This window comes from Pedococcus sp. P2_E5 (assembly GCF_056403895.1).
This window is the reverse complement of sequence record NZ_JBFUEP010000030.1, coordinates 15,789-28,918: the sequence shown is the minus strand read 5'-3', so window position 1 is coordinate 28,918 and position 13,130 is coordinate 15,789. Positions and strand designations below refer to the sequence as shown.

The following is a 13,130-nucleotide window of genomic DNA, read 5'->3' as shown; positions in this document are numbered from 1 at the left end:
ACTGAACGGTGGACGCTTCGGCCAGCCGGACGGTTCGTCGTCCGCTAGCGCGCGAAGACGGTCGCCGCCTCTGCGGACATCGGCGCGTGGACGTGCGCGACTCCAGGGACGACGCGCAGCGTCCACCGAAACGGTATGCCGCGGCCGCGGGCCTGTTCGCCTGCGACCCGGTAGAACTCCTCCCCACGCTCGATCCGCGTCTGACCCTGCCGAGCGGCGCCTTCGTCCTGTCGAAGGTTCTCGTCCTCGATGTCCTCACTGCCGAGCAGCACGGTGAGATCGCGCGCGAAGAGGCCGTCGAGGTCCACTGGTGCTGGCGCGTGGTGCAGTCCGTAGGGAAAGTCGATGTCGAGATCCGGGACGGTGTACCAGCCGGCGTTGGCTGCCACCGCTCGCCTGACCGGGGCAGTCGGCTCGAACTCCAGGTACCGGTGGACGAACTGGGCGCCCGCCGAATGGCCGAACAGGTCGAAGGTGGGGGCGCGCACACCGGTCAGGGCTCGGACCYGGTCCACCAAGGGTTGGATGTAGGCAAACGCCCAGTCGTGGGTGGGCCGTGCGTCTCCGGACTCGTCCACAGTGCCCCCCAGGTTGTAGCCGGAAGCCCCTGGAAAGTCCTCCTGGTCGAACTGCGGCGCGACCACCACCCAGGGACGGTCCTTGACCAGCGACGTCCAGGAGTCTCTGTAGTCGCGCGCGTTCCTGTTCGTGCCGTGCATCACGACGACCACTCGCCCGGCTTCGAGTGCTCCAGAGCCGACGGCATAGAACACCCTGATCGGTGGTGCGCCGGGCGGGGCGAACTCGAACGAGCCTGTTCCCGTGAGAGCTGCTCCCCCGGAAGCCGGCGCGTCCTCCACGGCACGACTACAGGCTGTGGCGCCCAATGCCGTCATGAGGAGTACCACCCCCGTGAGCCGTAGCTGTCGCATCAGAAGGACACGGATGCCCGGTTCTGCATCCAGCTCACCCCCGGACCGAGAATCCGGTGTGCTGCCTCGAGGGAGGCGGCGGGGCAGGCGCGAGCGACGTACCCGTTGAGGAGGTTGTCTGTCTGCACGCAGTCGAGTTGCAGGGTTCCGCGTCCGTTCGCGTCCCAGCGCAGGTGGGCCACAGCGCCCACCCCGACCTTGCCATGGCCGGCAAACCTGCCGGGTGTGCCGAAGGCAAGATTGCCGAGGCTGTAGGCGACCGGAGTGCCTCGCACGATCTCGATCGGCTGCAGCACGTGGGGGCCGTGACCGATCACCGCGTCGTAGCCCGCGTCCACCAGCAGTCCTGCCCAGTACCGCTGTTGCGGGTTGATGTCGGCGTAGTTGTCGCCCCAGTGGACGAAGGCGACCACCTTGGAGGCCCCCGCACGCTTCCCCGTGATGACCCCGCGCTCGATGAGGTCAGGACTGAAGGGAACCATCCCCGGGGTGGTCGACGTACTTCGGTGGACGGGCCCGAAGTTCTCGCCGAACGCCACCACCGCAACCGTATCCTGCGGTGAGGCGAGGATGAGCGGACGCATGGCCTCTGCTCGATTGCGGCCCGCGCCGAAGGTCGACAGTCCTGAGGCCGCGGCCGTCCGCTGGGTCTCTGCCAGCCCCGCCGCACCACGATCCATGGCGTGGTTGTTTCCGAGGCCCAGCACGTCGACCCCGGCGCGGCCCAGGGCCGGCGCCCCGGCCAGGCCGCCGGCATACGAGTACTTCGCGCCGGGGTTGGCGGGAGTGGCCGCCGTGGTGATCGGGGCTTCGGCGTTGACGATGGTGACGTCTCCGGACGTGAGCATCGCGCGGACGCCTGCCAACGGCGCGTCATAGCCGGCGGTGGCGATCAGTCGGTCTGCGCCGTCGCCCAGCATGGTGTCGCCGGCGAACGTGAGGTCGACGGAGCCGTCTGCACCGGCGCTGACGGGCCGGGTGACGACGTCAGGCAGGGGTGCTGCCATGCCGGTGAGCTGCCATCCCACCGTTACCAGGCTCAGGGTCGTCGCCGCCCCGAAGCCCGCCATCAGTCGACGGTCGCGCCTCAGGTGCTTCTGGCGGGCCATCGGCTCCCCTGGGGTGTGCGGCTCGTCCACAGGTCTTCGCAATAGGTGCTGCTGGCCTTGACCTCGACACATCGCCCCCCATCCATGACCCAGATCAGGTCGGCCTCGGCCAGGTCGTCCGGCTCATCGGTGCACCAGAGGACGGTCCCCCGGTGACGCAGGACCATGGCGCGAGCCAGGATGCGACTGGCCGGGTCGAGACCCTCGAAGGGTCTGTCCAGCAGCAGGATCGGAGGATTTCCCATCAGCGCTCTCCCGATGGCGATCAGCTGTCGGTCGGCGGACGGGATGTTCTGTCCGCCCTCGACGAGCCACTCGGCCACGCCCGAACCCCCGATCCGCGGCAGGACCTGGTTGAGTCCGAGCCCGAAGGCGACCCGCTGAACCTCGGACGCCGGAGCGGCTCTCGCTCCGTAGGTCAGGTTGCGCCGGACCGTGCCGCGCATCAGAGGCAGGTCGGGACCGACCATCCCCACGGCGCGACCGATCGAGCCGGGATCGGTGGCCACGAGATCCTGCTCGTCGATGGTGACCGCCCCGGAGTCGGGGTCCACGAGTCTGGCAATGAGGTCGAGCACGGCGGTGGCACCCGAATCCGCCCCGCCCGTGATGGCCACCACCGTCCCGGGCGCCGCCTCGGCGGAGAAGCCCCGCAAGGCGCCCTCCACCGTGACGTCGTCGAAGCGGATGTGACCCCGCCGCACTCTCAGCGGCGCGAAGAGCTCAGCCTCGATCGCGCGGCTCGAGCTCGCGAGGAACTCCCCGATCTTCTGGCGCGACACCAGCCCTCGATGCCAGTAGTCGTGCATCAGCCCGAGGGTTCTCACCGACCTCGTGAGGAAGCGCGCGATCAGCACCTCCAGCAGGACCGTGGTGGGAAGGACAGCACCGTTGCGGGCTTCGACGACGCCGGTGGCCACCACCGCCGCGGTCGCCACCATGCTGGTGCCGGTCGCGATGCCGCGCAGCCGGCCGCGCAAGCTGGCCACCCGCCCCAGCGCTCGGTTGAGGGAGTCGTTCTGGCGGGACAGCCTGGCGTACTCGCCCCCCGTGCGTCCCGACACCTGCGTGACGGCGAGGGCATTGATCTGTTCCGCGATGTTTCCGATGACCAACGACCGCCGTCGCCGCATCGTGCGTGTCGCGGACCGCATCGTCTGACCGCTGTAGAGCGACACCGCGGCGCCCAGGCACAGGACGGCGACGAGTGCGCACGCCATGGCACGGTCGAGGATGAACGCACCGGTCAGGCCTGCCACCAGCGTGATGGCGGCCGACGACCCCTGCAGCTGGCCACGGCTGAGCCACATGCGCAACATCGAGAGGTCTCCGGTGAGCCGGAGCAGGAGCCCGCCACGGGCGCGGTGCAGGAGGTGGTTCGGCAGCATTCGCTGCAGATGGCCGTACATCTCCATGCGGAGGCGACGGACGACCTCGTAACCTGCCTTCTCGGTCACGCTGAACTCGATGGCCCGCATGGTCCCCAGCGCCGCGCCCAGGCCGGCCAGGACGAGGCAGCCCAGCAGGGATTCTCGATACTGCCGTTCGGCGGCCAGTCCCACACCCGTGGGCTCGAGCGCATCGACCACGTGCGCCAACAGCAGGATGAAGGCCAGGAGGCAGGCACCTTGCCCCAGGCCGAGTCCAAGCACGATGACCCTGGCCCCGCGCGACACGCGAAAGGGCGCCGGGTCGGTGCCCCTGTCGACACCGGGCAGTGGCCCCAGACTGGTCTGCCACTGGGGAAGTCGCGCATCCATGGTCAGCCCGCCTGCGAGATCAGGCGATCCGGAACGAACGCTTCGCCCCGCAGGGTGTCGCTCGACTGGAAGCCTGTGGCGGGGGGCGCGGACGTCGCTGACTCGAGGGGCGAATGGTCAGTCTCCACCGTCAGGTCGAGCCCCGCCAGCTCGACGGGCCAGGCGGCGTCCAGGGCGGGTTCTGGGTCTCGCACCAGGTCGGGGTCCAGGCCGAGCGCAGGAATCACCAGCTCCGGAGACTGGAGTTCGGGGATCCCCCACACGGGAAGCCCGGTCGCCTCTGCGGCCTCCCGGATCGCGAGCGGGGAGCGCGTCAGCATGCCCGACACGGCAGCCACCTTGAAGCCCCGCTCCCGAAGGTGACTGACACCATGCGCGGCGCCCATCGCGTCAGAGGCCGCGAGCACGACGACGTCGAGCAGCTCATGGACGACCGGCGAGGTCAGCAGCATTCTGTTCTCCTGCTGGAAGACTCCGTCAGCGATCTCCACGAAGTTGACCCCACATCCGGCAAGGGACAGCTGAGCGACGAGCTGGGTCATCGCCGACTCGAGGACGGGGATCGGCTGCCGAAAGGTCGACGCCAGACCCGCGTCCGTGAAGTCGAACATGCGATGCGCGCCCGCATCGAGCATCACCCAGAAGTCGTTTCCCGATCCCGTGCCGGTGACCTTGACCGACCCGGGTGCCATCCCGACCTTGCTCAGCCCGTGCAGGAGGTAGTGCATGGTCGTGGTCTTGCCCGCGTTCATCGACGTGCCGAGAACAGCAACCGTCCTGGGTCGCTCCGAGGGCGGAACCACGTCGGGGAGCCGGAAGTCCCAGACGTTCAGCGGCCTGCCGTACTCGTCGCCGACCAGTCCCAACGGAATGATGTCCGTGGCACGCCGGACGGCGCTGCTCTGGGAGATCGACTGGGAGGCGATCCCGCCGGAGGCCACCAGCTGGACACGGCCCAGCGAGGACGGCACGTGGGACTCGAACTGGTCCGTGGCGTATCGGTCGGCATAGGCGACGACGACGGTGTCCCCGACGTGCAGGGCACTGCGCCGGCCATCGGGCTGTTCGATTCGCCGGTGGTGCCCCAGACGCTCCACCTGCGCCAGGACGACATCTCCGGACCGTGGTCGGATCGCGCCGCCCACGAGCGTCTTCATGGCGGAGCGTGGCACGCGGCGCGTCGCGAAGCTCTGCCTGGCACGTTGGTTTGTCCCCCCCTCCAACGGCCTGACCCACACGTCTTGTCGAGCCATGCCCCCACCCTCCAAAAATCCCTGCGACGGGCGCCGCACCGTGGACGCGGTTCCCCCCGACGCCCTGCCTGCCGAACGTTGAACGAGGGGGACACCGGCGCGGTCGACAACCCGTCGCGGCCCTCGCCCGCGTCCTGTCCCTAGTGACGCGAGCGCCTGCCCGCCATCATCAGGCCCGATCCGGCGATCAGCAGGACCAGGGCGCCAGCCAGCGCAGCCGCCACGTTGAGGCCGGTGAAAGCCAAGGCGCCCCCGCTCACCTCGAGGGCCCCGCTGGTCGTGACGACGTAGGGAAGCGCTCCGTCGATCGTCCCGTTCTCCTCCGCACCCGTGGCTCCCGTGGTCCCCGTCGAGGTGGCGGTCGGCGTCGGCGCTGTCGTGGTGGACGTGGTGGACGTCGTGCTCGTCGGCGGTGTAGTCGTGGTGGACGTGGTGGAGGTGGACGACGTCGTGGACGTCGGGGGTGCGGTCGTGGTGGACGTGATGCTCGTCGTCGTGGTCGGGGAGGGGGTACCGCCTGAGCCCGTTCCCGAGGCGTCCGTGCGCTTCACGACCGACTCCACGGGGAGGATGGTGCCGTCGAACTTCACCGTCGCATCGTTCGAGTACGCCGACCGTCCCGCATCGGTGACGGTGGCGTTGACCCGCACCTCGGCATACTCACCGGCGGGCACCGCCGTCCACGTCACGACGAGCCGGTCCGGCTCACACGAGACCGCTGCCGGAATGGCGGCGTCGTCGTAGGGCTCGGTCAGCTTGCCCTCGGCGCCGAGCTCGCGGCCGATGTGGGCGGTCACGGACGCGCAGTCCAGGCTCAGTCCCGGCCCGGGCGTGTCCGTGATGGTCACGGTGGTCGCGTCAGCGGTCGTCGCCGGCGTCCAGACGACTGATCGCGTCTTCGTCTGCCCCGAGTCGAGCCACCACATGTCCTTGCCGGCGTCGTCTCGGGAGCCCACGCAGTTCGTGGTGCAGGGGTGGTCGGTTCCGACCGGAACCCTCACGACGTCAGCACCGGTCTGGAACTCGAGATCCACCTCGCCGCCAGTGCCGGCAGTGCTGTAGAGGGTGACGAAGGTGCAGGTCCCGTGGATGTCCCTGGGGTGCGTGGCGACGTAGTCGGCCAGCGTGAAGACGACGTGGTCGTCGTTGTCGACGGTGGCGTTCGCCACGACGGAGCCGTCGGGGGCGAAGAGGTTGAAGGTCCTGGACCCGAACCAGTTGAGCTGGGCGGGCAGGGTGAGGTCGAAGGTGTCGCCCGGGTCGGACCCGTCAGGGACCGCCCACGTGCAGGCGAACGTGACCTCGTCGCCCTCGTCGACGTGGGTTGCCTGGGTCGAGATCGAGGTGATCGCTCCCGGGATGACGTCGGCCTGGGACGGCGGTGCCATGACCAGTAGGGCGGTCAGCCCGATCAGGACGCACCCCCCGACCATCCACACGACTCGCCGCCAGCTTGTGCCTGTTACCACCATGCGCGAACGCCTCCCCTGTAGCGGCGTCGTCGTCGTCCCCCTGAACTGGACGTGCCGACGCCATCACCAGTTAAGGACCGGGCCGTGGCGAAAGGATGACGCGAGCGGGCAGCCGCGAAAGTGTGACGCCCGCCACTCAATGGAGGCGTAGGTCAGGAGGCTGTCACCCCGCCCGCCCCTACTCGGTCGGGGTGACAGCGGCGATGTGGCCCCACCCGATGCCCCGCCTACAAGGACGTCACGCGCGGGATTTCGTGTCGCCGGACCAGCGCATCGGTCTGCGGTGGCCGCGCCACAGAGGGCCACAGAGGCACGTGCCTGGGTCAGGGCCCGGTCAGCGGAAGAGGAGTGCCCGTGCCGGCGACGAGCGGATCATCGATCGCCCTTGGTGCCCCACTCCGGGCACGACGGAGAGGGAGTGACCAGCGGGGTGATACCCGAGCTGGTCGCCCAGGTGGGTGAAGAACAGCTGCCCGCGTTCGAGGCGATTCCTGCCCTGGGCGTCCGCCTCGCAGCTGACGTCCAGCTCCGAGTCCCGCAACACGTCGGCGCCCCCGAGGAGGAGGGCAACGCGGTGCCCGGCATAGCGGGCGCGGAGGTCTCCGGCCGAGCGCATGTAGCCGTTCAGCCCCTCCATGCCGTACTTCCACGTGTTGTAGCCAGGACACCCCGCCAGCGGGTCGACCGCGGTGGCACCCTTCCATCGCTGGGCCGTGAGGTACGCATAGCTCGACGGGTTCGCAGCGACGAACCGGTCGATCGGAGCGTCACTGCCCTCGCCGTAGCGCTGCACGAACTGGCCGCCCGCGGAATGCCCGATGATCCGGATGGGAACGCTGCTCCCGAAGGTCTTGCGGACTGCGGCGGTCAGCTGGTCCAGCGCCTCGAAGCTCGAGACCTTGGTGCCGTCCGCGTTGTTGCTGGTGTTTCCCTCGCGCCATCCCGACCCCCAGATGAGGCGCCTCTCGTCGTCCGTTTCCGAGTACGTCGGAAAGTGAGGGGCCACCACGAGCGTCGAACCGAGGACCCCGGCGTCGGAGGCGGACTCCATCGCATAGCGTGCATAGTCGCAGTAGTTGCCTCCGCTCCCGTGCACCACGAGCACGACCCTGGCGATCCCCTTCGTCCGGAGCGCCACGGATCCGTTGCCGCAGTAGTCGAGTACCTTCGTGCCGACCAGGAACGTGCGACTGGTCGGGGACACCGCGCCCGCGGCGGCGGGGCTCGCCGGCGCGAGCAGGCCAGCCACCAACGAGACGGACGCGATGATGCGCCGGGTCCGCGCCTGGACCGGGAGCACTCGCGAGACGGCGGTGCAGGGGGCCCGGCGATGGCGCGGCCGACGGCATGAGACCGCCGGCCCGGCGGAGGCGTGCAGATGCCGCTCGGCGCGGCATGCCGTGACGAGCCGGTGGTCGGCCCGCTCACGTGGTGTCCGTCGGTGTGACCCGAGGCGGCAGTTCGTGGACAGGTGTGAAGCAATCATGGGAGCGCCTACCTCCGTGACAGAGTGGCCTCGGGGCTCGTGCTCCGAGACGACGGCCTCGCAGCCGGCGACCCCCCCGGGCCCGTCGGAAGGGCTCCGAAGGCACCGTCGTCATTGCCCGAAAAGCATTGTGCTCGTTGGTATTTCGCTCCTCAGGAGCATCCATCCGGGATGTGTGGGCCGTCACCCATAAAGACCACCTCGCGGGGTCCGGGATTACGCAGAGAGCCCGACGCCCATCTGGTCGGTCCCCACGGTGGGGGTCGGCGACAGGGCAGGCCCGATGTGGGCCATGTTCTGGCAGAGCGGGTTCTGGCACGCGTGCGCCAGCACCTGGGCCGCCACGAGGGCGTCCACGCCGAAGGCCAGGGCAAAGCCGAACCGGTGCGCGATCACCATGCGGTCGTGCGCGATCCAGAACTGTCCGTGTCCGCGCCCGGAGACCGCGCCCGTCCACGGGTGACACGCTCCCGGGGCGGCAACGTTCAGCACGCGTTGGCGGTATGCCGCGACCAGCGTGGGGACGCCCATCGACGCGCGCAGCTGGGCCACCGTGACCGGCCTCATCCCCGTCATCGCCGCGACTGCTCGTCGTCGTGACGGTGGCCACCGAGCCCGAGCCCGATCGCCGCACCGCCGAGGATGAGGGTGAGGAACAGGACGAAAACCACTACTGCGCCAACGCCGGACGTCACCCGCGAACTCACCCTTCAACCGTCACACGTCAAACCCTCGACCGCGCCACCGACAGCACAGTGCTCCATCCCTACGACGCATATCCGGTCGAACCGTGACGCCGCAGGGCTGACCCGCGCGGGTCACGGGGCCTGATGGTCCTGTCGACAGGGGTGATGGTCGCCGCACCCTGTCGACAGAACTATGGGGAGGAGATGCCGGACGGTCCAGTCCGTGACGCCGGGGGACCAACTCGTCCGCCAACCGTTGACAGAACATGACAAAACGGATCATGATCTCAGGGCTTCAGGCAGTCGGGGCACCCAGTCGTCAACGCCCAGGAGGCTGCAGGTGAGCGAGTCGAAAGAGTCCGTCCGCGTGGGTGATCCGACCACCACACCCCCGCCCACGACACCCCCGACCACGACACCCCCGGGCGCTGCGTCCGTGCGTGAGCTCCTCGCCGAGCTCGCCGAGCTGGAGGACGCCACCCGTGCTCCCGGCGGTTTCCCCCACCCGGCCGGTGCCGGCCGGTCCACCGACCTCCTCGCGGCCCTGGCTCGTGAGCAGGCGATCATCGACGAGCTGCACCGTCGCTGTCCCGATGCCCACCTGCCCACGAGTCCGCTCGACGTCCAGGGGCCGGGGGTGGGGGCTGACTAGGCTGGCACCGTGCCTCGTCCGTCCGTCACCGCAGTCCAGGGCGAACCCCCGAGGGGGGAGCCGCAGGCGGGTGAGCCGCCCGTTGGAGAGCCGCCCGTTGGAGAGCCGCAGGCCGGCACCGGTCGGCAGCTCCAGCAGCTGATCGTGACGATCTGTGCGCTCCACGCGCGCGGTGACCACGACTCCCTGGCCGTGGCGGAGCTCATCAGGCTCCTCGCCCCCCTCGACGTCGACGAGGCGGCGACGCGGTCGGCGCTGTCCCGCTTGAAGAAGCGCGGAGTCCTGCTGCCTGCCCGCAAGGGCGGCAACGCGGCATACCGACTCGACCCGCAGCTCGAGGACGTCTTCGAGGAAGGGGACGAACGCATCTTCGCGCCGCGGCGGGCCAGGCCGGGCGACCGCTGGCTGCTCGCCGCGTTCTCGGTGCCGGAGTCGCAGCGCAACCTGCGCCACCAACTGCGCCGGGTGCTCGCGGGACGGGGGTTCGGCACCGTGGCCGCTGGGCTGTGGATCGCCCCCGAGTTCGTCCACGCCCACCTTCGCCGTGAGCTCGAACGCGAGGGCCTGCTGGAGTTCGTCGAGTTCTTCGCTGCCGACCTGCTCGACGACCAGGTCGCGCGACGCGTCGCCGAGTGGTGGGACCTCGACGCGCTGGCTGCCTTGTATGCCGGGTTCCGGGCGCAGTTCGAACCGGTCCGCGAGCGGTGGGGCACCGCTGCGGACGCGTCGGGTTCCGGGGGACCGGGCCCCGATGACGAGGCTCGTGCCTTCGCCGACGACGTGCTGCTCCTGACGGCATGGCGGCGGCTGCCCTACCTCGACCCGGGGCTGCCCGTGGAGTTCCTGCCCGAGGACTGGCAGGGGATCGCTGCGGAACGACTCTTCTCGGACCTGCACCAGCGGCTGGCCGGGCCTGCGGGTCGCTACGCGGAGACCGTCATCGGCAGGTAGCCCCCTCAGGTGTCGTGGGTGGTGGGGCGGACCAGCCGGTCGTCGGGGATGACCGCGACGCCGAGGATCTCGATGAGGGCCTCGGGCTGCCACAGGGCAGTGCAGCCGATGCCGGCCATCGCCGGATAGACGGGACCGGCCAGCTCGCGCCACACGCGCCCGATCTCGCGGCCGTGGGCCTGGTAGTCGGGGATGTCGGTGAGGTAGATCGTCAGGCTGACGAGGTCCTCGGGGATGCCGCCTGCCTCGCGCAGGGTGGTCAGCACGTTGCCGAACGCCTGGCGGAACTGCTCGACGATGCCGCCCTCGACGATCCGCATGTCCGCATCGAGGGCCGTCTGACCGCCGAGGTGGAGCGTGTTGCCGCTGAGCGTGCCGTGCGAGTAGCCGCTGGGGGCGGGCAGTGCGGCGGGGTTGATCGCGACGGGGGTCATGGCGCTCCTCGGGTCGTTTCCGGTGCGGTGCTTCGTGCGTGCTCGCGCGCGTGTGGGGCGGTGCTCGCGCGTGGGCTATTGACTATACGTGACGATCGTGAAATTGTCGCTATACAGCAGACGGAAAGGGCGCGAGGATGCGACTGGCCACGGTGGCGACGCCGGACGGTGGGACGTGTGCCGCCGTGTGYCACGACGACGTCTGGGTCGCGCTGCCTGCCTCCGACCTGTCCGAGCTGCTGACCCGACCCGCCTGGCGCGAGGTCGCCGCGGCGCCCGGCGGCACGGTCGCTGGCGGACCGGACGCCAACCTGCTCACTCCGCTGCCCCGTCCGGCGAAGGTCATCTGCTGCGGGCTCAACTACGGCGACCACATCACCGAGATGGGCCGCGAGCTGCCGGAGTTCCCCACGCTGTTCGCCAAGTACGCCGACACCCTGGTCGGACCCACCGACGTGATCCGCGCCCCGGCGGACGTGGACCTCGACTGGGAGGCCGAGCTCGCCGTCGTGGTCGGGCGGCCGCTGCGCCAGGCCACCGAGGAGCAGGCCCGTGAGGCGATTGCCGGCTACACCGTGGCCAACGACATCTCCGTCCGTGACTGGCAGCGACGCACCCTGCAGTGGTTCCAGGGCAAGGCCTGGGACGCGACGACGCCCGTCGGCCCCGTCGTCGTGACCCCCGACGAGGTCGACCCCGAGGCCGGTCTCGAGGTCACCTGCCTGGTCAACGGCGAGACGGTCCAGCGCGGCAACACCAAGACCCTCGTCTTCGGGGCCGCCGCGCTCCTCGCCTACATCTCGGAGTTCACGCTCCTGCGCCCCGGCGACCTCGTGCTCACGGGCACGCCTGGCGGTGTGGGCATGGGCATGACGCCGCCACGGTTCCTCGACGACGGCGACGTCGTGCGCACGCAGATCGAGGGAATCGGCTTCCTGGACAACACGATTCGACTGACCTGAAACCGACGAAGGAGACACTGATGAACTTTGACGACTACGTGCTCGAAGGAGACCCTTCGCCGTGGGCCCAGCCCGATGGTCGGGTCATCCCCATCGTCACCAAGGCGGGTTCGGAGGACGCCTCGACTGCCGACTCCGGCGGCGCCTACCGCGTCTCCGGTGTCAGCATCCAGCACACCCCGGCGCAGCGACTCTGGTACGGCAAGGTCTTCAACAAGCCCGGCTACCGCTCCGTGAACCACCACCACGGCGAGGCGGAGACCGGTGGCTACGTGCTGCAGGGTCATGGCCGCATCTACTTCGGGGAGGACTTCCGCGAGTACGTCGACATGACCGAGGGGGACTTCGTGTTCGTGCCGCCCTTCATGCACCACGTCGAGTGCAACATGTCCACCAAGCACGACCTGGTCTGGCTGACCACCCGAACGCCCGACAACATCGTCGTCAACCTCGCCGACGTCGACGACTCCATCCTCGAGGGCTTCCGCCGCGCATGAGTGAGCTCGAGATCCCCACCTCCCGCGTCCTGACCGACGCCCTGGCCCTCACGCGGGTCGACGCCGAGGTCTTCGACGAGGCCTACACGGCCACCACGCAGTACTGCCCGTGGCCCAAGGCCTATGGCGGCGACATGGTCGCCCAGGCGACGGTGGCCGCCATCCGGTCGGTCGAGGCTGACCGCGGCTTGCACTCGATGCACAGCTACTTCATGCGCCCCGTCGACATCGGCGCGCAGGTCCGGTACGAGGTCGAGCGGCTCCGCGACGGGCGCGGCTACTCGACCCGCCAGGTCCGCGCCTTCCAGGGCGGCAAGGTCGTCTACGTCGCCATGGCGTCCTTCCACGTGCCCGAGGACGGCGGGGAGTATGCCGCGGACGCGCCGGCCGCGGTCCCGGCACCCGAGGCGTTGCCCAGCTCCGCGGCATACCTCGAGGGGTTCGAGCCGGGGAGCGAGGAGGCGGGGACGATGACCGCGGACTCACGCGGCTACTGGTCGGGCGGCCGGTCCTTCGACATGCGCCACGCTCCCGGTCCGGTCTACGTGCAGGTCGAGGGGGAGCGGACCGCGCACCAGGCAGTGTGGGTCAAGCCGTTCGACCCCCTGCGCTCCGTCGAGGGGATCGACGCCGTCCAGCTGGCCCAGGCGGCGCTTGCCTACGCCTGCGACTACACGATCCTCGAGCCGGTGCTCCGGGTTCTCGGAATGCCTTGGGCGCAAAGAGGACTGGTCACCGCCAGCCTGGACCACGCGATGTGGTTCCACCGGCCCTTCGCCATGGACGACTGGCTGCTCTACGCCCAGGAGGCGGCCAGCGCCCACGGTGGACGCGGACTGGGGCTGGGGCGGTTCTTCACCCGAGCCGGCGAGCACGTCGCCACCGTCGCCCAAGAGGGCATGATCCGCGCTGGTCAGTGATGTCGGAGCACACGAC

At 69.7% G+C, this 13,130-nt stretch carries 14 protein-coding genes; 5 read left to right on the top strand and 9 right to left on the bottom strand.

The genetic code is table 11. The features are described 5' to 3' along the window. Positions 1-44: 44 nt before the first annotated feature. The 8 genes from AC1DVZ_RS11600 to AC1DVZ_RS11565 all read right to left on the bottom strand — a co-directional run bounded on the left by AC1DVZ_RS11600 (position 45) and on the right by AC1DVZ_RS11565 (position 8,719). Positions 45-860 (bottom strand): lipase family protein, encoded by an 816-nt coding sequence (locus AC1DVZ_RS11600; protein ID WP_477618351.1) that lies wholly within the window; start codon positions 858-860, stop codon positions 45-47. Between the two features lie 71 nt (positions 861-931). Further along, positions 932-2,041 (bottom strand): CapA family protein, encoded by a 1,110-nt coding sequence (locus AC1DVZ_RS11595; RefSeq protein ID WP_477618350.1) that lies wholly within the window; start codon positions 2,039-2,041, stop codon positions 932-934. Then, positions 2,020-3,801: an ABC transporter transmembrane domain-containing protein gene (locus AC1DVZ_RS11590; RefSeq protein ID WP_477618349.1), complete on the bottom strand. Its 1,782-nt coding sequence runs from the start codon at positions 3,799-3,801 to the stop codon at positions 2,020-2,022. Before AC1DVZ_RS11590 ends, AC1DVZ_RS11595 begins: the two co-directional genes overlap by 22 nt. 2 nt (positions 3,802-3,803) lie before the next feature. Then, positions 3,804-4,958 carry a DUF1611 domain-containing protein gene (locus AC1DVZ_RS11585; protein ID WP_477618348.1) on the bottom strand — a complete coding sequence of 385 codons (1,155 nt, stop codon included), beginning with the start codon at positions 4,956-4,958 and terminating at the stop codon, positions 3,804-3,806. Positions 4,959-5,194: 236 nt separating this feature from the next. Then, complete coding sequence (locus tag AC1DVZ_RS11580; protein ID WP_477618347.1) at positions 5,195-6,442, bottom strand: Ig-like domain-containing protein; 1,248 nt, start codon at positions 6,440-6,442, stop codon at positions 5,195-5,197. A 418-nt stretch (positions 6,443-6,860) separates the two neighbouring features. Continuing rightward, positions 6,861-7,826 (bottom strand): alpha/beta fold hydrolase, encoded by a 966-nt coding sequence (locus AC1DVZ_RS11575; protein ID WP_477618346.1) that lies wholly within the window; start codon positions 7,824-7,826, stop codon positions 6,861-6,863. A gap of 402 nt (positions 7,827-8,228) precedes the next feature. After that, on the bottom strand, positions 8,229-8,588 hold the full coding sequence (locus AC1DVZ_RS11570) for a hypothetical protein (RefSeq protein ID WP_477618345.1): 360 nt from the start codon (positions 8,586-8,588) through the stop codon (positions 8,229-8,231). Continuing rightward, positions 8,585-8,719, bottom strand: a complete 135-nt coding sequence (locus AC1DVZ_RS11565; RefSeq protein WP_477618344.1) for a hypothetical protein — start codon at positions 8,717-8,719, stop codon at positions 8,585-8,587. The genes AC1DVZ_RS11570 and AC1DVZ_RS11565 overlap by 4 nt, the downstream gene beginning before the upstream one ends. Before the next feature lie 319 nt (positions 8,720-9,038). On the opposite strand from AC1DVZ_RS11565, the gene AC1DVZ_RS11560 reads away from it, so the two are divergent. Continuing rightward, positions 9,039-9,350: a hypothetical protein gene (locus AC1DVZ_RS11560; RefSeq protein WP_477618343.1), complete on the top strand. Its 312-nt coding sequence runs from the start codon at positions 9,039-9,041 to the stop codon at positions 9,348-9,350. Positions 9,351-9,359: 9 nt separating this feature from the next. Further along, on the top strand, positions 9,360-10,301 hold the full coding sequence (locus AC1DVZ_RS11555; protein WP_477618342.1) for a PaaX family transcriptional regulator: 942 nt from the start codon (positions 9,360-9,362) through the stop codon (positions 10,299-10,301). 5 nt (positions 10,302-10,306) lie between these two features. On the opposite strand, the gene AC1DVZ_RS11550 is transcribed toward AC1DVZ_RS11555, so the two are convergent. Continuing rightward, positions 10,307-10,735 (bottom strand): RidA family protein, encoded by a 429-nt coding sequence (locus AC1DVZ_RS11550; RefSeq protein ID WP_477618341.1) that lies wholly within the window; start codon positions 10,733-10,735, stop codon positions 10,307-10,309. 137 nt (positions 10,736-10,872) lie between these two features. Here AC1DVZ_RS11550 and AC1DVZ_RS11545 point away from each other — a divergent pair, with 137 nt between their 5' ends. From AC1DVZ_RS11545 to AC1DVZ_RS11535, 3 genes are read left to right on the top strand one after another with little or no spacing between them, the layout of a single operon-like run. Further along, entirely contained in the window at positions 10,873-11,697 is an 825-nt protein-coding gene (locus AC1DVZ_RS11545) for a fumarylacetoacetate hydrolase family protein (RefSeq protein ID WP_477618340.1), read from the top strand. Between the two features lie 20 nt (positions 11,698-11,717). Further along, the gene (locus AC1DVZ_RS11540; protein WP_477618339.1) at positions 11,718-12,194 is read left to right on the top strand and encodes a cupin domain-containing protein; all 477 of its coding nucleotides are present in this window, start codon (positions 11,718-11,720) and stop codon (positions 12,192-12,194) included. After that, a complete protein-coding gene (locus AC1DVZ_RS11535) occupies positions 12,191-13,114 on the top strand; it encodes an acyl-CoA thioesterase (RefSeq protein ID WP_477618338.1) in 924 nt (307 codons plus the stop codon). Before AC1DVZ_RS11540 ends, AC1DVZ_RS11535 begins: the two co-directional genes overlap by 4 nt. Positions 13,115-13,130 lie beyond the last annotated feature (16 nt).